Origin of the sequence: Nannocystis punicea, assembly GCF_026965555.1 — a bacterium.
GTDB lineage: Bacteria > Myxococcota_A > Polyangia > Nannocystales > Nannocystaceae > Nannocystis > Nannocystis punicea.
Genome location: NZ_CP114040.1, coordinates 5143017 through 5164439, shown reverse-complemented (window position 1 = coordinate 5164439; position 21423 = coordinate 5143017). Strand labels below are relative to the sequence as shown.

The window sequence follows — 21423 nt, the reverse complement described above, 5'->3', positions numbered from 1 at the left end:
GCGGTCTTATATCCGATGCCGCGGCGGCCCGGCGCACGCGGCCGCCGCCACAACGATCACGAGCCCCACGCCGAGCAGCCCCGGAGCGCCCGCGAGGGCGCCGGCGAGCCCCGGCAGCTCGCCCCAGCCGGAGCCGGGGGCCAGCTCGCGGCCCGTCCACAGGAACTGGCGCGCCCACGTGCCGACCAGCACGAACGACAGCCCGCCGATCACCCCCGCCGCCGCCGCGATCCGCCTCGCCCCGAGCGCCGCCGGCCTGGTCGCACCGTCCGCGGGAGCGCCCCCGCGCGCCTGGCCGCGCGCCACGCTCATCACCAGCGCGGCCGCGCCCACCGCCGCGACCGTGAGCAGCGCCAGGCCGGTGGCCTCGTACAGCAGCATCACGCCGGCGAGCCCCAGCGCCAGGCCCACCGGCGCCCACGTCGGCGCCCGCCACACCGCGGCCACGCCGGCCGCGAGCGCGACCGCGGCGAAGACCGCGAACAGGGCGATCGTCATGACCCCCGCTTGTAGCTGGGATCGATCTTCATGCACACCGCGCGGTCGCCGAGCACGAAGTTCGGGTCGCGGCGGATCTGCGGGTCGATCTCCTCGACCGAGGCCGGCGTCGCGCCGAGCTTGCCGGCGAAGAAGTCGGTCGCGTCGGTGGTGACGAGGTAGACCTGCTGGACCCCGAGCATGCGTGCGCGGCGGAGGATCCCGTCGGCCAGCATCCACCCCAGGCCCTCGCCGCGGCGCTCGCGGTCGATCGCCAGATTGAACAGCAGCGCCTGCGCGCCGACCATGCGCAGCGACACGCAGCCGACCACCGCGCCCTCCGGCTCGCGGATGATGAGCGTCTCGGTGGTGTCGCCGGGGATCGTCGGCGCCAGCCCGTACGAGGCGCACAGGGCGTGCACTGCCGCCAGGTCCTCCGGGGTCGCGAACATCACCGCGTCGCCGAGCGCCTTGAGGATCTTGTCGCCGAGCCCGCCGAACGAGCCCGACGTGAGCAGCAGGATCGTGTCACCGGGCGCCGCCTCGGACAGCACCGCCTGCGCCAGCTCGTCGATGTCGGCGTGGGCCGTCGCCTCGATGCCGTGGGCGTTGATTGCCTTCGCCAGCGCTTGCGGGTCGAGGCGCTGGTCCGGCGGGATCTTCTCCGGGCGGAACAGCGGGCCCACGTGCACGCGCGAGCCGGCGGCGAAGCTCTCGGCGTAGCCGTCGGTGAACACCGCCCGGCGCGACGTCGCCGAGCGCGGCTCGAAGCACACGAACAGGCGGCCGTTGGGGAAGCGGCGGCGGATCGCGGTGGTGGTGAGGCGCACCGCCGTCGGGTGGTGGGCGAAGTCGGTGACGACGCGGATCCCGCTGGCGATGCCGAGCAGCTCCTGGCGGCGCTTGACCCCGAGGAACCGGCGCACCGCGTCGTACAGCGCCTCGACCGACGCGCCCTCCTGGCGGGCCACCGCCAGCGCCGCGAGCACGTTGCCGAGGTTGTAGGTGCCGACCAGGGTGGTCTGGAATTCGCCGAGGCTGGTGCCGCGCTCGAACACCTCGAACACCATCAAGCCGCGGCCGCGCTTGGCCTCGACGCGGCAGGTGTAGTCGGCGGAGCGCGGGTCGTCGCTCTCGCCGAGGACGCGGTACGTGGTGATCTTGCAGCGGGCCGCGCGGGCCACTTCCATCGCCCCGGCATCGTCGGCGCAGACCACCAGGTCGCCCTCCGGCGGGATGAGCTCGACGAAGCGGACGAACGCCGCCTTGACCGCGTCGAGGTCGGCGAAGATGTCGGCGTGGTCGAACTCGACGCTCGTGACGATCGCGCGGAACGGGCGGTAGTGGAAGAACTTCGAGCCCTTGTCGAAGAAGGCGGTGTCGTACTCGTCGCCCTCGAGCACGATCGCCGGCCCGCGGCCGAACAGGTAGCCGCGGCCGAGGTTGATCGGCACCCCGCCGACCAGCGCGCTCGGCTGCTGCCCCGCGACCTGCAGCATCCACGTCAGCAGCGACGACGTGGTCGTCTTGCCGTGCGTGCCGGCGACCACCAGCGCGCGACGCTCGGGCAGCACGACCTTCTCGAGCAGCGACGGGAAGCTCTCGAGCGCGAGCCCGCGCTCCTGAGCGCCGACCACCTCGACGTGTTCGCGGCCGCACACGTTGCCGACGACCACGAAGTCCGGCTCCCAGTCGAGGTTCTCGGGCCTGAACCCCTCGAAGACAGGGATTTTGGCCGCCTCGAGCTGGGTCGACATCGGCGGGAACAACTGGGTGTCGGACCCGCGGACGTCGTGCCCGGCTTCCTGCAAAAGCCCTGCGAACGCGCCCATACCGGTGCCGCCGATGCCGATGAGGTGGACCTTCAAAGCGGCGGCAAGGATGGACCGCTCCCGCGCGGACGGTCAAGCCGGCCGATGGGTGCGACCGGACACACGCGCGGCTGCTCTCGCTCTGGCGCGCCCCGCGAATTGATGCACAAGAAAAACAGGTGGGGTGAAGGCCATGGGAGATCTGACCGTTCGTCGCGAGCGCCGTGCCTTCCCGCGCGTGCGTGTCCGCATCGACTCGCTGGTGAGCACGCCCGAAGGCCCGGTGCGCGGACAAACCCTGGATCTCTCGGCCGGCGGCGCCTTCGTCACCACGCCGCGTCCGGTCGCCGTCGGCACCGCGGTGCGCCTGACGATGGATCGCGGCGACGCCAAGAACCCGCTCGTGCTCGACGCCGAGGTCGTGCGCGTCGGCGGCACCCGCGAGGGTCGCTTCCCCGGCCTCGGCCTGCGCTTCGTCGGCCTCACCGAGCTCGAAACCACTTTGTTGCAGGCGATGCTCAGCAGCGCCGCCTGAGCTATAGATCGCCGCCCATGCTCGACCTCAAGGCCAAGCTCGCCGCCGCGGGCCTCGTCACCCAGGAGCAAGTCGCCGCCGCCGAGCGCAAGAAGGCGGGCAAGGCGGCCGCCAAGCCCGCCGCCAAGCCCGCGCCCGCCGCCCCGGCCAAGCCGCGCTCGGGCCTCGACGTCGCCGCCCTCAAGAAGGCCGCCAAGAGCGAGATCTACGACACCGTCCGCCGCGTCGTCGATCGCACGCGACTCGACCCGGTCGGCGGCCTGCCGAGCGAGCGCGCCTCGGCGTTCCACTTCCCGACCGACAAGGGCTCGCTCGGCCGCCTCACCCTCGAGCCCGAGCTGCACGACGAGATCGCCGCGGGTCGGGCCGCGATCGTCGCGTACATGAGCCATCACGGCCTGGCCCACTGCGTCGTCCCGCGCGCCGTCGCCGAGGACCTGGCCGAGGTGGTGCCGCTGTGGCTCCGCGTCTGCAAGGACCACCCCGCCGCCGGGCAGCTCGCGCCGCCCCCACCCCCTCGCGAGGACCGCCCCGCAAAACCGACGCAATCGGGCTAGCCAACCCCAGCGGCCTGTGTTACACACCGCCTCCCCGGTCGCCCGGGGAACCGCACAAGCAACACGGCGATTATAGCTCAGCTGGTTAGAGCGCTCGGTTGTGGTCCGAGAGGTCATGGGTTCGAATCCCATTAATCGCCCTACGAAGAGCAAGTCGAGCAAGTTCAGCGCCCCACAGCCTCCCGGCTCGTGGGGCGCCCGAGCTTTCTGGGCTCGCCGCGAGCGCGCCGGCCAGGGGCCTCGACGTGGCTTGCGATCGCCAGCCGTGCGCGCGGCACTCCCTGGGCTCGCCGCCCACGGGCGGCACCCGCGGGCGCGGGCACGCGGCGCAGTCCGTGCGTCCCCGACGTGCCGCCGGCGCTCCTGCGGAGGTCGGTGCGCCCGCCGCTCGTCCGTGCGTGCTCGCTCGCCCGCGCCGGCTGTCGCCGCAGTCCGTGCGAGGCCTCCGGCGTGCTACCCTGCACGGGTTCCACGCACGGCAATTCGCCGCGTGTCTCGACCTCATGACGCCGCACAGAGTCGCGTGACAGGCCGCACGCCAAAGACTCACTCCCTCGCTGCGGCCGCAGCCCTTGCCGGCATCCTTCAGCTCGTCGCCACGCTCGAGCTGTCGCTGTCGAGCGACGCGGCCGTCATGCGCGCCGCTCGCGAGGGCCCGACGATCTACCTGCTCGCCGCGGCCGCGCTGGCGCTCGGCGCCGGCGTGGTGGTGTGGCAGCGCCGCCGGCCGCTGCTCGTGTGCGTCGCCCTCGCCTTGCCCGGCCTGCTCGTCGCCGCCCTGCTGGTCCGCTTCGGCGGCTCGCTGCTCGGCCTCGCCTACCACGGCGAGCTGCTGCTGCATCACTTCCTCGCCGTCCTGTGCGCCGCGGCCTGCGTCGCGGTGACGATCGGCTGGGCCGTCGATCCGGGGCTCGGCCGCCTGCGCCTGCTCCCCGCGGTCCCGGCGGTCGCCGGCGCCGCGCTGCTGCTGGCCGAGCACCTGTCGCGCGCGCCCGACTCGCCCGTCGGTCTCTTCGGACAGGTCGGAACGGCCAGCCTGCTCCTCGCCGCCCCGCTCGCGCTGGCCGCCCTGTGGTCGCACCTCCAGCCGCTCGCGCTGCGCTGGGGCGCGCTCGTCCTGCTGGTGCCGCTCACGGTCCGCACCGCGCTCGGCGGCAAGTCTGTCCTTTCGGGCATGCCCCTCGGGACAGAGGGTGCCGCCCCGGTGCTCGTCACCACCGGCGTGGCCGCCCTGCTCGGCGTGGCGCTGATGCGGCCCCGGGCCGAGCGTGGCCTCCACGGCGCCGCGCTGGCGCTGTCGGCGGTCGCCTGCTTCACCCTCCACCGCGGCTACACCCAGCGCTTCGGCGACCTCGAGGCCGCCGTCGGCCAGCTCGCGCGCTCGCTCCTCGGCTTCGAGCTGCCCTACCCCGGCTACCTCCCGGGCTGGCGGATCGTCGGCGGCATGATGGCGCTGTTCGTGGTGTTCGCGCTGACGACCACCTCGCTGCTGTCGCGCCGCGACCACGTGCGCGGCCTCTGCCTGGCGATCCTCCTGTGCGCCGGCCTCGGCCTGTCGACCCCGCAGCTGGTGCTGATGACCGGCGCCGGCCTGCTGCTGGCCTTCGACACCGTCGCCGGCGCCCCGGCCCCGGCCCCGCGGGTCGTCGCGCCGCCGCGCCCGATCGAGGCGATCGTCGGCGAGGCCGCGGGCCTCCTCGGCCTGCCCGCGCCCACGGTGCTCGAGCAGCAGCGCGGCGCGGTGATCGCCCTGCGCGGCGAGGTCGAGCGCGTCGCCGTCGACCTGCGCGCCCGCCAGGACCGCGGCGCCTGGCACATCGTCCTCCAGGCCGGCGTGCTCGGCCGCGGCGCGCCCGACGTCGAGCTCGTCCCCGGCGGCGCCGGCGACGAGCCGCACCCGCTGGTCGCCGGTCACCGCGCCCGCGGCGAGGCCCGCCGGCTCGAGCGCCTGCCCGAGTCGTTCCTGCTGGCCCTCGCGCCGTTCCCCGACCACCGCACCCGCGTGTGGCCCGGCGGCTGCCAGGTCGAGCTCGGCGACCGCCTCGACGCCCTCGACGCCGCCGCGCTCGCGGCTGTCCTTCGGGGCATGTCCGAAGCGACCTAGCGATTCAAACCTGTTCGAACGGACATGCCCGTCCGAGCACGTCCCGCGACGCCGCTCAGAAGCGGAGGCGGACCTCGAACTGGGCGCCGATCGGCTGCTGGAACTGGGTCTGCACGCCGAAGTTGCCCTGGGCCTGCAGGATCGTGCGCTGGAAGTAGGCGGTCGGCGCGTTGGCTGCCTGCACCTTGGCGTGCTTGAGGTCGTCGAAGTCGCCGCCGGCGATCGCCCGGCTCTGCGAGAACGAGTAGGTCTCGTCGACGCGCAGGACCGCCTTCGAGTTGGTCAGGTTGACCAGGCGCGCCACCACCTCGAGCTCGAGCTCGCCCGGCAGCGGGTAGGCGTACGAGATCCCCAGGTTGGCGAAGTAGTTGGGCTCGAGCCGCCCGCCGGCCCCGCGCGGCAGCACGTACACCAGCGACAGCCCGGCGTAGCGGTTGTTGTCGGCGTAGACGCTGATCGGCGAGCCCGATTGGAAGCGAAAGTTGACGCCGAGGGTGAGCCGGCCGCCGCGGCGGAGGTCGAAGGTGTAGTAGCCGTCGAGCTTGAGCTGATGCGGCCGGTTGTCCCACAGCGGCCCGTAGCTGTTGCGCACCAGCTCGGGGATGTCGTACGTCGTGCTCGCGCCGATGTTGATCGCCCCGGTGTTGCGGTCGACGAAGCCGTCGTAGTTGCCGATCAGCCGGCTGTAGATGTAGCTGCCCTGGAACACCCAGTTCTTGGCGAACCGCTTGGTGATCTGTAACACCCACGCGTCGTAGTTGCGGATCGGGCGCGAGTACATGCTGCCGACCTCGCGGAACGACGAGGCCAGGAAGTCGCAGCGATTGAGCTCGCGGATCACGTTCTGCCGCGCGGGATCGTCGGCGTCGGTGGCGTCGGCCTGGGCCTGCAGCTGGGCGCAGCGCTCCTCCTGGCGGGCGATATCGGCCCGCGACACCGACTCCCCCGGGTTGGCCAGCAGGAAGTTGAGCCCGCCGTTGGGCGACACGTCCTCGATCGCCCGCCCGAGCCCGTCGTGCTGCCAGCGCACCCCGACCAGCAGGTCCTCGACCACCTCGTGCTCGTAGCCGGCGTTGAAGCGCTGCACGTACATGCCCTTGAGGTCAGGTACGACCGCGCCGAAGGTCAGGCCGCTGGTGTTCTGGTTGCCGTCGGTGCACCACTCGGTCGGCGCGCCGCTCTCGAGCCGGTCGTGCGTCTCGCCGCCGATCGTCACCGGCGTCTCGCAGTCGGAGTTGCGGTAGGTCCGGTTGACGTTGACCAGGCCGCCGAAGATCCGGTTGCCGAGGATCGCCGGGATCTGGGCGTAGAACCACCCGTAGCTGACGTACAGCCGGCTCTTGCCCTCGTCGGTCCAGTCGTAGACCAGGCTCGCGCGCGGGGCGACGTTGTCGGCGATCAGCAGGCCGCGCCGGCCGAACACGTCGCGCAGCTCCTGCATCTCCCAGCGCACCCCGCCAGACAGGTAGAGGTTCGACAGGATCGACCACTTGTCCTGGACGAAGAACGCGTAGTTCTGGCTCGACAGCGACGACGCGTAGGCCGGCACCCGCACGCCCGCGCCCAGCGGCGTGGCGATCGCCCGCAGATCCTGCTCCTCGTAGCGCACGCGGCCGAAGCCGAGCGTCTGCCGCTGATCGGGGTTGTCCGACTGGACCACGATCGCGCGGTTGTTGTTGACCCGATTGGCGGTGTTGATGGTGTAGTCGCCGCTCGCCGGGTCGTAGCAGTACTCGCCGCCGCCCACCTGTCCGCTGGGACAGTTGGCGTAGAAGTCGGGGTCGTTGCCGCCCGAGTAGGCCGAGCGCTGGCGGATCTGCGAGCCGTCGATCTCGAGCCCGTACTTGAGCTGGTGCGCCCCGGCGCGCTTGCCCGAGAAGAAGTGCGTCAGCGCGAAGCCGCCGCCGATCCGGTCCTGCTGCGTGCTCGAGTGCGAGCCGATGCCGCCGGACAGCCACACTCGAGTGGGACACGTCAGGCCGGGCAGGTTCGAGTCGTTGCACGCGTCGCCGACGCCCCCGACCAGCCGCACGGCGTCGTCGCGGTCGAGCAGGTCGTACAGGTTGCGGCCCTGGGTGTCGCGCTCCTGCGTCAGCGGGATCTCGCGCATCACCTCGTGGTCGAGCTTCCACGCCTGCTGGCTGCGCAGCCGCGTGTAGTAGAGGTAGCCGTCGAGCTCGAGCTTGTCGTTCAGCGCCCGCCCCTCGTACTCGAGGCCGACGCCGGTGCTGTTGCCGTAGTCGACGCCGAAGCTGTCGTTGACCACGCCCGAGGCGACCCGCGAGGCGCCGCCGAGCGTCGCGTTGGGGTTGGTCCCAAACGCGTTCGGCTCCGACCCCGGCGGCTGCCGGAAGCTGCGCCGGCGGAAGTTCGGCCCGCCGCCGCCGGACAGCCGCAGGCGGTGGCGCGCGGTGATCTGCCAGTCGAGGCTCGCGGTCCAGCCGAGGTCGAAGCGACCGGTGGGGAACTTCTGCTCGGCGAACTTGACGGTGTCGATGTAGTTGCCGTTGGCCGCGCAGTCGTTGACGCCGTTGGCGTACGGGCAGGTCTCGTAGCCGCCCGAGAGGTCCTTGTCGCGGCGGCGGTAGAACGACTGCACCAGCGAGTTGTTGCTGCCGCCCGGCGCGACGCCGACGGCGAAGAACAGCTTGTCGCGGACGATCGGGCCGGCCAGCGTGACCACGCCCTGCATCTCGTAGTTGTAGATCTCGGCGACGCGCAGCGACTCGTCGGTCGCGTCGATGAAGCGCGGCGGGGCGATCCGCGGCGTGAAGCGGAACAAGACCTGCCCGCGCCACTTGTTGGTGCCGCCGATCCGGCGCGCGCGCACCAGGCCGCCGCTGGCCCCGCCGTTCTCCGCGTCGAACACCCCCTCGACCACCTCGACCTCGTCGACGAACTCCTGGACGATGCTGGCGCCCACCGTCCCGAATGCCGGGCTGGTCGAGTTCTGGCTGTCGACGACGTATTTGTTCTCGCCGCTGGTGGCGCTGCCGATCCGGATCCCGCCGGCGTCCTTGCTGGCGAGCGGGGCGATGTCGACGACCGCAGTGTAGTCGCGGTTGGTGCCGCCGACCGGGATCTTGCGCATGCGCTCGACGTCGACCTTGGTGACGCTGGCGCCGTCGGTCCGGATCGGCGCCGCGTCGACGACGATCGTCTCGACCCACCGCCCCTCCGGCGCGAGCTGGAAGTCGATCCGCACCTTCGCCCCCGGCACCAGCTCGACGATCCGACTGAGGTCGTTCTGGCGGTACAGCGCCTGCACCGTGTAGATGCCGGGCGGCAGGTCGCGGAAGGCGTAGATGCCGTCGGCGTTGGTCTGCGCCTCGCGCGTGCCCTGCAGGCAGTTGCACTGCGCGATCACGAGGACGCCCGCGATCGGCTCGCCGGTCTGCTTGTCCTTCACCGCGCCGTTCAGGCCCGCGTTCTCGAACGCGCGGGCCGTCTGCGGCACCGCGGCCGCGAGCACCGGTGCGCCCACGAGCACGGCCGTCGCCAGGACGGCACTGCGAGGGCGGTGACGGACGCGGTTCGGCATGGACAGGTCGATCGTAGGCGAAGTCGCGGCCGCACGGTCCGCTCCCCGATCGGACCGCTCTGCAGCGAGCAGAACGCCCCTCCGCAGACGCGACGACGGACGTCCGAGGTTTCACCGCCCGCACGTGAGGAAGCGAGCCGGCCCCCGACCCCCGACCGGATGCGGACCCGTGACTTGCTCCGAAGACCAGCACAGCCGCGGCCCTCGACGCTGCCGCATTCGCGGGCCCTGCCCGGGCGACATGCTCCGAAGGACAGGTGCCCCTGTGACCCTCCGCCGGCCGATTCGCACCCGACCTCGAGACCTCCCCGCCCCTCGACGCTGCCCGATGGGTAAGCCTGCCGAAGGACAGAGGACCCCGCAACCTCCCATCCGCCGACTCACGCCGCCAACTCGCGATTCGGCCACGTGCTCGAAAGGACAGGAACCTCCCGCGACCTCCCATCCGCCGACTCGCGCCGCCAACCTCGTGATCGGCAACCTGCTCGCAAGGACAGGAATCCTCCGCGACCTCTCATCCCCCGACCCGCGCCGCCAACCTCGTGATTCGGCAACCTGCTCGAAAGGACAGGAATCCTCTGCGACCTCTCATCCCCCGACCCGCGCCGCCAACCTCGTGATTCGGCAACCTGCTCGAAGGACAGGAACCAACGCGGCCTTCCACCCGACTCGCGCCGCCAACCTCTTGGGCCTCCCCAGGCGACCTGCTCCGACCTTTCCACCGCCGACTCGGTGACCTGCTCCAAGGGACAGGAGAACCACTCGACCTGGCCAAGCGGCTGGTCGCCTGACCTCGCGGCCCTCGTCGCGCGACCTGCTCCGAAGGACAGGAGCCTGCCGCGACCGACCGCCGCGCACGGCCACGGCGACCTGCTCCAAAGAACAGGCCGCCGGATCGGCACACCCTAGGCTCAGCCCTCGAACGGCCCGCGCAGGCGGTGCGCCACGAAGCGGGCCAGGTGCTCGCCGGCGATCGGCTCGGCGTCGGCAGCCTCCGCGAGCAGCAGCGCCTCGGTGAGGTAGCCGGTGGCGAGGGCGATCTTGCGGGCGCCGGCCTGCATCGCGGCTTCCCCTCGGGACATGTTCGTCTTGACCTGTGCGATCAGGCTACGGACGCCGGCGCGGAGGGTCGCCAGGTCGCCGGGCGCCACGTTGGCGTACGAGCGCTCGGCGCGGGCGGCCAGGTCCTGGACCAGGGCCGTGAACGCGCCCTCGCGGGCCTCCGCGCGCAGCACGTCGAGCGACAGCACGTTGGTCGTGCCCTCCCAGATCGTCAGCACCTGGGCGTCGCGGAGCAGGCGGGGCATGCCGGTGTCCTCGACGTAGCCGGCGCCGCCGAAGCACTCGAGCGCCTCGGAGGCGATCGACACCGCCTGCTTCGCCGTCGTCAACTTGGCGATCGGGATCAGCGCGCGCAGGCGCCGGCGCTCGGCCTCGGTGGCGGTGCCGGCCTCGGTGCGGCCGAGCAGCGCCGCGCCCTCGAGCACCAGCGCGAGCACGGCCGCGGCCTCGGCGTCCATGTCGTCGAGCGTGGTCTGGTGCAGCGGCAGATCGATGAGCCGGGCCCCGAACGCCGAGCGGCGCGTCGCGTAGTCGCGGGCCAGCGCGCAGGCGCGGCGGATCCCCGACGCCGACGCGATCGCGTTGTAGAGGCGCGTCACGTTCAGCATCCCCGAGATGTTGGCCACCCCGCGGCCGGGCTCGCCGATCAGCGTCGCCTCGACCCCGTCGAGCGTCAGCTCGGCCGTCGGCAGCGCCTTGGTGCCGAGCTTGTCCTTGAGCCGGTTGACCTGGATGCCGTTCCAGCCGCGCCCCGGCTCCCGCCCGATCTCGACGCAGAACAGCGACAGGCCGCGCGAGCCCGGCGTCGTCCCGCCGTCGTCGATGCGCGCCAGAGTCAGCGCCATCTCCGACGTCGTCGCCGACGTGAACCACTTGACCCCGTGCAGCGTGTAGCGCCGCTCGTCGCCGACCAGCCGCGACGGCCGCGCGATCGTCTCGCTGTTGCCGACGTCCGAGCCGCCTGTCCTTTCGGTCATCCACTGCCCCGAGGTGATGAACCGGTCGGGGTCGCGCGAGGTCAGCCCGGCGACCAGCCGGTCGCGCAGGTCGCCCGGCGCCAGGTCGAGCAGCACCCGCGTCGCCGCGTCGGTCATCGCCAGCGGGCACGAGTAGGTCGCGGATGTCCCCGAGAACAGGTACAGGAGGACAGCTTGCGCCACGCGCCGGTGCTCGCCGAGGCGCTCGTCGTAGCCGGTCGCCACCAGGCCGTGGCGGGCCGAGAACTTGCGCAGCTCCTCCCACGCGGGCGAGGTCCGGATCTCGTCGACCCGGCGGCCCCACGGGTCGTAGGGCACGTGCACCGGCGGCTCGGCCTCGGCGCGGATCATCCAGTCCCACAGCTCGCCGCTGGTGGCCCGGCCGAGCGCCTCGTACTGCGGACGGATCTCCTGCAGCACCCCGGGCGGGAGGCGCCGGCGCAGCAGCGCGTGCAAGGGTTCGTCGCTGGCGTACAGATCGGGGCGGCCCGGCGGCTCCTGGAAGAACATACGCGATCCGTAGCACGGATCGCCGCGCGTTCGCATCGGACGCGGCGGCTTCGGGCCCACGAGCGGCCCCGTGTACATCCGCGAGCCTCGCCCCTGCGAGTCGGCGGTCATCGCCGATCCCGCGCTCGACGCTCCGCGGCGACCGGGCGCAAGGCCAGGCTGCCGAGCACCACAGTCACGCTCGACGGCGGTGCGGCCCGCGCTCAGCGGTCCGCGACGACCCGGCGCAGGGCGAGGCTGCCGAGCACCACAGTCACGCTCGAGGTGCGGCCCGCGCTCAGCGGTCCGCGACGACCCGGCGCAGAGCCAGGCTGCTGAGCACCACAGTCACGCTCGAGGTGCGGCCCGCGCTCAGCGGTCCGCGACGACCCGGCGCAGAGCCAGGCTGCTGAGCACCACAGTCACGCTCGACAGCGCCATCGCGCCGGCCGCGAGCGCCGGGTCGAGCGCGCGCAGCCACTGCGGCAAGCCGCTCAGCGGGTACAGCGCGCCGGCCGCGATCGGGATCAGCACGAGGTTGTAGGCCGAGGCCCAGAACAGGTTGCGGCGGATCGTGCGGACCGTCGCCCTGCCGATGGTCAGCGCGTCGAGCAGCCCGCGCAGGTCGCTACGCAGCAGCGTCACGTCGGCGGCGTCGACCGCGACGTCGGTGCCGCTGCCGATCGCCACGCCGACGTCCGCCTGCACCAGCGCCGGCGCGTCGTTGACCCCGTCGCCCACCATCGCCACCCGCCCGGAGCGCTGCAGCGCCGCCACGGTGGCTGCCTTATCGGCCGGCAGCACCTCCGCGAACACCTCCGCCGCGTCGATGCCGACCGCCGCCGCGATCGCCCGCCCCGTCGCCTGCCGGTCGCCCGTCAGCAGCGCCACCCGCAACCCCTGCCCGCGCAGCGCCGCCACCACCTCGCGCGCCTCCGGCCGCGGCGCGTCGGCCAGCGCGATCGCCCCGAGGTAGCGGCCGCCCCGGGCCACGTGCACGCGCGTGTGGCCCGGCTGCTCGTCTACCCCTTTGGACATGTCCGAAGAGACATCTACGCGCCCTGCCGCCGACGCCCCGCAGATCTCCGGATCGGTCTTTTCCAACATGTCCCGAGAGACACTATCTCCGCCACGCTTCGCCACATCGCGAGCCTGTTCAAACCTGTCCTGGGAGACACTTTTCAACTCCTCGGCGAGCCTCGCCGCGTCACCGGCCGCTTCAGACAGATCCCGAGGGACACGCGCGCCGGCGCCGTGCGGCCGAGGCATCGCTGCATCGCCGGACCTTTGAGACATGTCCTGAGAGACACTCGAGTTCCCGCCAGCACCCTTCGACCCGAGGCCTGACCCATCGCCCGTCCCTTCGGCCATGTCCAACGAGACACCTTGCGCCTCGATCCAGGCCTGCGTCCCGATCCACACCTCCGCGCCGTCGACCAGCGCGCGCAGCCCTCGCCCGCCGATCGCTCGCACCCCGGTCGGCGCCGACAGCCCCACCCCGCGGGCGCGAGCGGCCACCACGATCGCGCGCCCCAGCGGGTGCTCGCTGCCCTGCTCGGCCGAGGCCGCCAGCGCCAGCAGCTCGTCCTCGCCGACGTCCGGCGCCGGCGTGATCGCCTGCAACTCCGGGCGGCCGAGCGTCAGCGTCCCGGTCTTGTCGAACACCACCACGCGGACCGCCCGCATCGCCTCGAGCGCCGCGCTGTTCTTGAACAGCACCCCGCGGCGCGCCGCGACCCCGGTGGCGACCACGATCGCGGTCGGCGTCGCCAGGCCGAGCGCGCACGGGCACGCGATCACCAGCACCGCCACCGCCCGCATCAGCGCGTGCGCGGCCCCGTGCGAGGAGACCAGGAGCCATGTCCCGAAGGTCAGGAGCGCCAGCGCCACCACCACCGGCACGAACACTCCCGCGATCCGGTCGACCAGCGCCTGCACCGGCGCCTTGCTGGCCTGGGCCGCGCGCACCAGGCGGACGATCTGCGACAGCGCAGTGGCCGCGCCGACGCGGGTCGCAGTCACGCGCAGGAGCCCGGGGCCGTTGATCGTCCCGCCGGCCACCGCGTCGCCGACGGCCTTGCGGACCGGCATGCTCTCGCCGGTCAGCATGCTCTCGTCGACCGCCGACTCGCCCTCGAGCACGCGGCCGTCGACGGGGATGGCCTCGCCGGGGCGGACCACCACCACGTCGCGGACCTTGACCGCCTCGGCGGGCAGCTCGACCTCGACGTCGTCGCGGATGACCCGGGCCTTGCGCGGTCGCAGCGCCAGCAGCGAGCGCAACGCCTCGCCGGCGCGGCCGCGGGCGCGGGCCTCGAGCAGGCGGCCGAGCGCGACCAGGGTGACGATCGCCGCGGCTGTCTCGAAGTACAGGTGGTGCCCGGCCGCCGGCGCGAGCACCACCGGCACGCTGGCGACGAACGCCACCCCGGCCCCGAGCGCCACCAGCACGTCCATGTTGGCCCGGCCGGCGCCCAGCGCCCGGGCGGCCCCGCGGAAGTTCGGGCCCCCGGTGTAGAAGAGCACCGGCAGCGTCAGCGCCAGCATCACCCACGGCAGCGCCGGCCGGTCCGCCAGCGCCCCGAAGTCGCGGGCCATGCTGATCGCCATGAGCGGGGCCGTGCACGCCGCGCCCACGGCGAAGCGACGCCAGCTGGCCTTGAGTTCAGCCGCGCGCGCGGCTGTCTCTGCGGACAGGTCGGTCGCGTCGGCCCCGGCGATCACCCCGAAGCCCGCGCCCTCGACCGCCGCCACCAGCGCGCCGCGGGTCGCCGGGCTCGTCGGCGCGAGCGCGACCGAGGCGGTCTCGCTGGCGAAGTTGACCTGCGCCGCCGCCACGCCGGGCACCCGCGCCAGCGCGCGCTCGATCGTCTGCGCGCAGTTGGCACAGCGCATCCCCGTCAGCGCCAGATCGACGGACTCGGGCGCGGCGGCGCTGGCGGGGACGTTCACGCGGGCGGGAGCATAGCCGAGCGAGGCGGCGGGGGCCGGTGACCTGGCCCTTGAGTCATGTCACCGCGCCGGCTCACCAGCAGTAGCTGCCGTCGCCGTTGGGCAGGCCGACCAGCTCGCAGGACATGCCGGTCGGGCAGTCGGCGTCGGTCACGCACTCGAGGAAGCACGCCTTCTGCATGGCGTCGATGTTGAGGCACTTGGTGACCGCCGGGCTGTTGGGCTTCGGCGTGCACTGCGCCTCGGTCTGGCAGAGGACCGTGCAGAAGCCGTCGAACGCGACCATGTCCGCGTCCTGCAGGCTGAGGCAGCCGCCGCCGTTGAGCCCGTTGCAGACTTCGCTGGGGAAGCAGTTCGAGTACAGGCCCGTGGCCGGCTGCGGATCTTTCGTCGGCGGCGGGTCGGTCGTCATCATCATCGTCGTGCTCGAGCTCGAGCTCGAGCTCGTGTCGTCGGTCGTCGAGCTGGAGCTCGAGGACGAGCTCGAGGACGAGCTGGAGCTCGACGAGGAGCTCGACGTCGTCTCGTCGGTCGTCTCCTCCGCGGTCGTCGCCGGCGGCTCGCTGGTCGCCGTCGGCGGGGTGGTGGTCGAGGTGGTCGGCTCGACGCCAGTGCTCGGATCGACCGGCGCGGTGCTGGTTCCGGGGTCGCCCGACGGATCGTTGGTGGTCTCGCTGGTCCCCGGCGTGGTGTTGCCGGGGGTGGTGTTCGGGTTCGTCGCGCTGGTCGGGTTGGCGGTCACGAACCCGGAGAACCCGGTGGTCTGGTTGTCATCGTCGCCGCAGCCGGCGGTCGCAACGAGAAGCCCGCCACACAACACCACTCGCAAGCCACCTTGGAAAAGCATCGCCGTCGTACCTCCGCGCACGACATCTGTCGCGCCAGAACAAGCAATCCCACCCCGCGCGGGGAGCGTCAAGCACGATCGCCCGCGGATGCTTCACCGATGCAGGGCCCAGTTTGCGACCCGTGTGGCCATACACCCCGCGTCATGCACCAGCCCGCGTCCGCGAGCGCAGCCGCGTGCCCAGCGGGCGCAGCAGCCACGCCAGCGCAGCGCCCTCGGCGACGCTGCGGACCACCACGAACAACACGCTGACCGTCGCGCTCCAGCGGGGCATCAACGGCGGACCGGCCTCGCCGAGGCCGAGGCCCGGCAAGAGCCACGCCTCCGGGGCGCGACACAGCACCAGCGCCGCGGCGAACAGCCCCAGCGCCGGGGCGAGCTGGGCCCGCGGCGACTGCCCTGCGAGGCCGAGCCCCAGCGCGAGCACGGCCGCGGGCACGCACGCGAGCCACAGCTGCAGGCCGCGGGGGGCGAACACCGGCGGGTCCGACAGCGAGGGCCACCCGTGCATCACCCCGATCCCGACGAGGGCCACCAGCAGCGCCCACGGCACCCGCGGCCACCACCGGCTCGACCTGTCCGATCGCACACCCCAGCCGATCGCCAGTATCGCCAGCAGGCCTGCGATCGCGACGCGCATCGCCCCCGGACGCGGCAGGGTCACCCCGGGAGCCGGGTCGGCCAGCGCGTCGGACCACCGTCGACCGCGAGCGTCGCTGGGGAGTTCGGCCCCCAGAGCGTCGGCGAGAGCCCGCGCGAGGTCGACGAGGTGGATCGATGCGACCGTCGGCGACGGGGCGATCCCCGGCCCGGCGACGCAGCCGCGGACGATCCGGATCTCCGGCTCCTCGCCCCCGTGCCCGCCCGCGGGGCGATGCCCGTGATCCGCGAGCACGACCCACAGCGCATCGGCCGGCGAGGCCGCTCGCAGGCGGCCGAGCAGCTCGTCGGCGCCGCGCACCGCCTCCGTGTAGGCCGACGAGGCCGCGCCCGCCGCGTGCCCGGCCTCGTCGACGCGCAGCACGTGCACATGCACGAGTCGCGACGACGACGCCACCGCCTGCACCGCCTGCTCGGGGAACGCGGCCCGCCACGCCTCCGGGTCCTCGGGATCGCGGGCCGGATCGGGGCGCGTGCTGGTGAAGCCGAAGGAGCGGACGATCTCGGGGTGCGACTCCGCCAGCGCCACGCTGCCCGGCACCTGCGACGGCGTCGCGCCGGCCGGCGGCGCCTCGAGCTGCGTCGCCCGGTACTGCAGGCCCGACTGCTGCTGCGTCCGCCCGGTCCACAGGGCCGCCTGCACCGGCAGCGAGACCGTCGGGAAGCCGACGTCGATCCGCAGCTCCTGGCCCGCGGCGCACACCGCCGACAGCGCCGGCAACCCGCTCGCGGTCGCCGCTCCGAGGCCGTCGAGCAGCACCACCCGCACGTGCTGCGCCGGCGCCAGGCCCGGGCCCGAGGATGTCCCGAGGAACATGTCCATCGGGACCTGTCCATCGCGCCCGACGAGCGCGCGCACGAACGCCTTGCGGGCCGGGTTGGCGCCGAGGGCCAGGCTCGCCAGCACGGCCGCACCGAGCAGCCAGCGGGTCGCGGGGTTGGTGCGGAGCGCGATCACCCGCCCGGCACGCTAGACCGGCGCCCCGCGCGTGTCGAGGCCGACCGGCGCGCCGACGATGCCACGGCCTCCCGCGCATCAGGAGGCCCGACCCGGCGCTCCCCGCAACTTCGGAGGTCGACCGCCACGTCGACGACCTCCGACCCGCTCGATCGGCCCGCCGTCCCGCCGACTTCGGAAGTCGCCCATCGACGATCTTCGGGCTCGGTCGGCGGCGCTCCCCGCAACTTCGGAGGTCGACCGTCGCGCCGATCGGGACGGCGCTCGCTCAGTCGTCACGGCGACAGGCGGGCCAGCAGCGCCACCACCGCCGTCTCCACTCGCAAGATCCGCGGCCCCAGGTCGATCGCCTGGGCCACGGACGCCAGCGCGGCCACCTCGGCCGGGATGAACCCGCCCTCGGGGCCGACGATCAGCGTCGTCGGCCCGATCGGCGTCCGCGGGCACTGCGTCGGAGCGCCCGGGTGGGCCACCAGCAGCGTGCGGCCCTCGCTCAGCGCCGGCAGGCGTTCGCGGACGAACCGGCCGAAGTGTTCGGGGTGGACCTCGACCGTCGGCACGATCGTGTCGCGGGCCTGCTCGAGGCCGAGGCGGAGGTCCTCCGCGATCGCGCTCGCGTGCAGGCCGTGGCTCGAGAAGTAGCTGCGTTCGACTCGCTCGGCCCGGAACAGCGCGAAGCGCTTGACCCCGAGCGCAGTGGCCTGCTGCAGCACCTTGCGCAGCGTCGGCGGGCGCGGCAGCGCCAGCGCCAGAGTGACGTCGAGCGCGGCCGGCGGTGGTTCGGCGAGGTGCACCTGCAGCTCGGCTGCGTGCGCGTCGAGGGCGACGATGGTGGCCCGGCCGATCGCCCCGCCCTCGACGCCGACGCCGACCTCGTCGCCGACGCGCGCGCGCAGGACCTCGCGCAGGTGCTGCAGTCGCCTGTCCGAAAGGACAGCCCGCTGCGAGCCCGCGTCGATCGGCGCGAGCTCGTCAGGGTGCAGCAGGATCAGGTTCACTGCCCGAGCTGCTGCTGGCGGGACAGATACGCGAAGGTGCTGGCGATCTGGAACCCGAGCAGGCGGCCGATCCACGGCAGCGCCTCGGGCTCGGCGGCGGCGCGGATCTCCGAGGCGAGGACGCGGACCTTGGCGGCCTCGACGTCGCTGTTGCCCGACAGCCACAGCGTCACTGCGGAGTCCTCGAGCAGGTTGGCGATCTGGGCCTTGAGGTCGGCGCGCAGCGTCTCGTCGCCGCGGGCGCCGGCGAGCAGCGCGTCATAGCGGGCGTCCTCCGGGCTCTGCTCGTTGAGATCGGGGTTCTGCTCGTTGACGCGGCGCATCATCGGCTCGACGTCGATCACCGGCGGCCACAGGTTCACGCGCGCGTTGGCGAGGACCATGACCACGTTGTCCTTGTCGGGCGCGAAGTCGACGGGGGGCAGCACGCCGTCGAGGAAGCTGGTCGGGCGGCTGGCCGGCGCCTCGCCGAGGTGGACGAGCATGTCGTCGAGCTGGCGCGGCACCGCGAAGCCGGACGACAGCGTCTGCTCGCGGGCCCAGCGGATCCGGGCGCGGGCCCAGTCGGCGGGCACGCGGCGGTCGCTGCCGCGGTCCCAGTCGCGGATCATCCGCGTGCGCTGGCCATCCGTCTGCACGTAGGTGGCGAAGTCGACGATCTGGTCGCGGCCGCTGATCGCCGCCACCCACAGGTAGCTGCGCTCCTCTTGCGGCGCGCTGATCATCACCCGGCACAGGCCCGGTGTGCTCTCGGTGTCGACGACCGCGACGGTCGCGAGGTCGCCGCGGAGGTCGTTCAGGTCGCCGGCGGACCAGCCGCGCGGGGCCTCGGCCTCGGGGATCGTGACGCCCTTGCTGCGCAGCGTGTGGATCGCCTTGCGCGCGGCCTTGCGGACCTGTTTGTCGTCGTGGTCCTGCAGGGCGACGAGCGCCGCGGCGTCACGAGCGGCGACGAGTTTGGGGATCGACTCGAGGAGAGCGGGGCCGGATGCCATGCGCGGCGATTACTACATCCCGTGGTCGAGCGCAAAGGCCGGCTTGAGGTCCGCGCCGGTCCCCCAGCGGCTCCGCTTCCACCGCCCTTCGGCCGCCATCTCCCACGCCAGGGCCGTGCGGGTCAGCCGGAGCGCGATCCCGCCGTCGACCTCGAGGTCGCGGGTCTCCCCGGGATCGGCCGCGAGGTCGTACAGGCGCTGCGCGTCGCGGCCGCTGCCGACGATGAGCTTGTAGTCGCCGAGGACCGCCGCGCGCGCCCCGTCGCCCAGGTACGCCACCACCAGCCGGGGCGGCGGCTGGGGGTCGTCGATGAGGGGCACCAGGCTGTCGCCCTGCCACTGCGGCGGGAACGGCAGGCCCAGCAGGTCGGCCAGGGTCGGCGCCAGGTCGAGCAGATCGACCGGCGCCGTCACCCGGCCGGGCGCGAGGAGGGCCGGAGCGCGGATGACGAGCGGCACCCGCAGGCTCTCCTCGTGCAGCGAGAACCCGTGCAGCGCCCCGCCGTGCTCGAAGAACTCCTCGCCGTGCAGCCCGACCAGCACCAGCGCCGCCTCGTCGAGCCCGCCCTGCTCCTCCATCGCCGCCAGCAGATCGGCGAGCGCCGCGTCGACCACCTGCAGCTCGCCGCGGTACAGCCGGCGCACGTAGTCCCGCTGCGCCGGCTCGGCCACCACCCGGCCGGCGCGCACCCGTCCGAGCCACAAATGAGTCAGGTGTGGCAGCGGCGCGTCGGGCGGCGGCGGCCCGCCGACGTGCTCGCGCGGCGGATCGTACGGCGCCTGCGGATCGGCCACGTCGGCGTACACGAACCGCGGCGGCGGCTTGCCGGCGATCGCCTCGAGCGCCGCGCGCACCACCGATCGCGCGTCCTTCCCCGCACCTGTCCCTTGGGTCATATTACGGACGAAGTCGAGGCCCTGGACCAGACCGCGCTCGGCGTTGAAGTCGGCGTTGGCCGCGACCCCGACCCCGTAATAACCTGCCCGATCGAGCAGCTCGGGCAGCAGCACCTGGCCGTCGGCGACGAACGTCCCGCGCACCGTCGCGTGGCCCGGCGGCGGCACCGACGACAGCAGCGCCGCGTGGGTCGGCACCGCCCACGGCGACACCGCGTACGCGCGCTCGAACACCAGCGACTCGGCCGCCAGCCGCTCGACCGCCGGGAACCGCGGCCCGCCGAGCAGCACCCCGAGCAAATCGTCCGCGCGGGCGCCCTCGACCGCGAGCACGATCAGGTCACGCGGCTTGCGTTCGCGGCGATCGACCGGCCGCGAGCGGCCCGCGACCAGCTGCAGCACCCGCAGCGTCGCCCCCTCCCCGCCCGCCGGCGCGCGCACCTCGATCCGCAGCGGCTGCCCGCCGTAGCCCGAGAGGTCGAGGTCGCGACCCGCCGGCCCCAGCGCCCCGTCGAGCAGCAGCGCCGGCGGCCGGCCCTCGCGGTGCTCGGCGTCGGTGCTCACCAGCACCGCCAGCTCGCCGCGGCCCTCGACCCGCAGCCGCCCGCGCCGGGGCGCCAGCGCGTAGAACACCAGAGATGTCCCCTGGGCCAGGTCGAGCGAGACCTCGTCGCCGTCGCCGGCGTGCACCCGGTACCCGCCGGCCTGGGGCGCCGGTCCGGCGACGATCGCCGCGCGCGGCCCCACCTCGACCCGCTGGATCGCCGCGCTCGGCTGGCCCCCGCGGCCCAGGCGCGAGAAGTGCAGCCGCAGCCGGTTCTCGCCCGCGCGCACCAGCGCCGGCGGCAGCGAGAACGTGCGCCGCTCCCACTCTTCCCCGATGGACAGGTGCGCCAGCGGCTGCTCGTTCCACAGCGCCGTGACCGCCTGCCCCGGCACCATCGACCGCAGCGTCACCGCCATCGCCAGCCCCGGCTGGCCGTCGCTGTCGGGGTGCAGCTTCGGCGCCAGCTCGCCGTCGAGCGGCAGCGTCAGCGTGCCCCCGGCGCCGAACACCAGCGCCCCGCGCTCCTCGCCGAACTCCTCGCCGAGCCGGATCGCCGCGCCCGTCCCGAGATCGAGGTTGGCCCGCGCCTGCACCCGCCCGAGCTCGACCACCAGCCGCCCGTCGACCAGCGTCAGCGCCCCCGGCCGCTGCGCGATCAGGTCCTGCCACAGGTCGGCCGTCACGATCCGGGCCACCGGCGCCGGCGCGGCCGGCCGCGGCGCCGCCGTCGGGGCCGGCGCGGGCTCGGACTTGGTGGCCTCGCAGGCAGGTCCGAAGAGACATGTCATAAAAAACATGCCCCGAAGCACATGCTCTTTCCAGCATGTCCTCGAGGGCTTACCCGAGCTCGCCGCGCACGGAAGGCCCACCGAACTCGCCACGTCCAGCCCAGGCGGGCCGCGAAGGCCGCTCGCGTCGCTTCTGCCCGCGGCGCCCTGCGCCCCGTCTTCGCGTCGATCTGGCCCGAAGTCCATGGCCCGAGGTTCCTGCTGTGAACGACATGGGCGAGCGCCGCC

The 21423-nt window shown here is 73.4% G+C and carries 13 protein-coding genes and 1 tRNA gene; 4 read left to right on the top strand and 10 right to left on the bottom strand.

Annotated features, from left to right (window positions below):
* Nucleotides 1–6 precede the first annotated feature (6 nt).
* On the bottom strand, nt 7–498 hold the full coding sequence (locus tag O0S08_RS19960; RefSeq protein ID WP_269040789.1) for a hypothetical protein: 492 nt from the start codon (nt 496–498) through the stop codon (nt 7–9).
* Entirely contained in the window at nt 495–2345 is a 1851-nt protein-coding gene (locus tag O0S08_RS19955; protein ID WP_269040788.1) for a GNAT family N-acetyltransferase, read from the bottom strand. Before O0S08_RS19955 ends, O0S08_RS19960 begins: the two co-directional genes overlap by 4 nt.
* 136 nt (nt 2346–2481) lie before the next feature.
* Here O0S08_RS19955 and O0S08_RS19950 point away from each other — a divergent pair, with 136 nt between their 5' ends.
* The 4 genes from O0S08_RS19950 to O0S08_RS19935 all read left to right on the top strand — a co-directional run bounded on the left by O0S08_RS19950 (nt 2482) and on the right by O0S08_RS19935 (nt 5484).
* The gene (locus tag O0S08_RS19950; protein WP_269040787.1) at nt 2482–2823 is read left to right on the top strand and encodes a PilZ domain-containing protein; all 342 of its coding nucleotides are present in this window, start codon (nt 2482–2484) and stop codon (nt 2821–2823) included.
* A 17-nt stretch (nt 2824–2840) separates the two neighbouring features.
* The gene (locus tag O0S08_RS19945) at nt 2841–3380 is read left to right on the top strand and encodes a DUF2058 family protein (protein ID WP_269040786.1); all 540 of its coding nucleotides are present in this window, start codon (nt 2841–2843) and stop codon (nt 3378–3380) included.
* Between the two features lie 66 nt (nt 3381–3446).
* Nucleotides 3447–3520, top strand: a tRNA-His gene (locus O0S08_RS19940).
* Between the two features lie 494 nt (nt 3521–4014).
* Nucleotides 4015–5484, top strand: a complete 1470-nt coding sequence (locus O0S08_RS19935) for a hypothetical protein (protein ID WP_269040785.1) — start codon at nt 4015–4017, stop codon at nt 5482–5484.
* 55 nt (nt 5485–5539) lie between these two features.
* Here O0S08_RS19935 and O0S08_RS19930 read toward each other — a convergent pair whose 3' ends face one another.
* The 8 genes from O0S08_RS19930 to O0S08_RS19895 all read right to left on the bottom strand — a co-directional run bounded on the left by O0S08_RS19930 (nt 5540) and on the right by O0S08_RS19895 (nt 21204).
* The gene (locus tag O0S08_RS19930; protein WP_269040784.1) at nt 5540–9025 is read right to left on the bottom strand and encodes a TonB-dependent receptor; all 3486 of its coding nucleotides are present in this window, start codon (nt 9023–9025) and stop codon (nt 5540–5542) included.
* 911 nt (nt 9026–9936) lie between these two features.
* Nucleotides 9937–11574, bottom strand: a complete 1638-nt coding sequence (locus O0S08_RS19925) for an acyl-CoA dehydrogenase family protein (RefSeq protein WP_269040783.1) — start codon at nt 11572–11574, stop codon at nt 9937–9939.
* Nucleotides 11575–11925: 351 nt separating this feature from the next.
* Nucleotides 11926–14505, bottom strand: a complete 2580-nt coding sequence (locus O0S08_RS19920; RefSeq protein WP_269040782.1) for a heavy metal translocating P-type ATPase — start codon at nt 14503–14505, stop codon at nt 11926–11928.
* Between the two features lie 73 nt (nt 14506–14578).
* Nucleotides 14579–15352 (bottom strand): hypothetical protein, encoded by a 774-nt coding sequence (locus O0S08_RS19915; protein ID WP_269040781.1) that lies wholly within the window; start codon nt 15350–15352, stop codon nt 14579–14581.
* Nucleotides 15353–15494: 142 nt separating this feature from the next.
* Nucleotides 15495–16970 carry an alkaline phosphatase family protein gene (locus O0S08_RS19910; RefSeq protein WP_269040780.1) on the bottom strand — a complete coding sequence of 492 codons (1476 nt, stop codon included), beginning with the start codon at nt 16968–16970 and terminating at the stop codon, nt 15495–15497.
* Between the two features lie 275 nt (nt 16971–17245).
* Nucleotides 17246–17968: a 16S rRNA (uracil(1498)-N(3))-methyltransferase gene (locus O0S08_RS19905; protein ID WP_269040779.1), complete on the bottom strand. Its 723-nt coding sequence runs from the start codon at nt 17966–17968 to the stop codon at nt 17246–17248.
* The gene (locus O0S08_RS19900) at nt 17965–18963 is read right to left on the bottom strand and encodes a hypothetical protein (RefSeq protein ID WP_269040778.1); all 999 of its coding nucleotides are present in this window, start codon (nt 18961–18963) and stop codon (nt 17965–17967) included. Before O0S08_RS19900 ends, O0S08_RS19905 begins: the two co-directional genes overlap by 4 nt.
* Before the next feature lie 12 nt (nt 18964–18975).
* The gene (locus tag O0S08_RS19895) at nt 18976–21204 is read right to left on the bottom strand and encodes a sulfatase-like hydrolase/transferase (RefSeq protein ID WP_269040777.1); all 2229 of its coding nucleotides are present in this window, start codon (nt 21202–21204) and stop codon (nt 18976–18978) included.
* Nucleotides 21205–21423: the final 219 nt, after the last annotated feature.

Coding starts and splice junctions, on each gene's coding strand:
- O0S08_RS19960 (WP_269040789.1), bottom strand. CDS start 498: ATGACGATCGCCCTGTTCGCGGTCTTCGCCGCGGTCGCGCTCGCGGCC.
- O0S08_RS19950 (WP_269040787.1), top strand. CDS start 2,482: ATGGGAGATCTGACCGTTCGTCGCGAGCGCCGTGCCTTCCCGCGCGTG.
- O0S08_RS19945 (WP_269040786.1), top strand. CDS start 2,841: ATGCTCGACCTCAAGGCCAAGCTCGCCGCCGCGGGCCTCGTCACCCAG.
- O0S08_RS19935 (WP_269040785.1), top strand. CDS start 4,015: ATGCGCGCCGCTCGCGAGGGCCCGACGATCTACCTGCTCGCCGCGGCC.
- O0S08_RS19930 (WP_269040784.1), bottom strand. CDS start 9,025: ATGCCGAACCGCGTCCGTCACCGCCCTCGCAGTGCCGTCCTGGCGACG.
- O0S08_RS19925 (WP_269040783.1), bottom strand. CDS start 11,574: ATGTTCTTCCAGGAGCCGCCGGGCCGCCCCGATCTGTACGCCAGCGAC.
- O0S08_RS19915 (WP_269040781.1), bottom strand. CDS start 15,352: ATGCTTTTCCAAGGTGGCTTGCGAGTGGTGTTGTGTGGCGGGCTTCTC.
- O0S08_RS19900 (WP_269040778.1), bottom strand. CDS start 18,963: ATGGCATCCGGCCCCGCTCTCCTCGAGTCGATCCCCAAACTCGTCGCC.
- O0S08_RS19895 (WP_269040777.1), bottom strand. CDS start 21,204: ATGTTTTTTATGACATGTCTCTTCGGACCTGCCTGCGAGGCCACCAAG.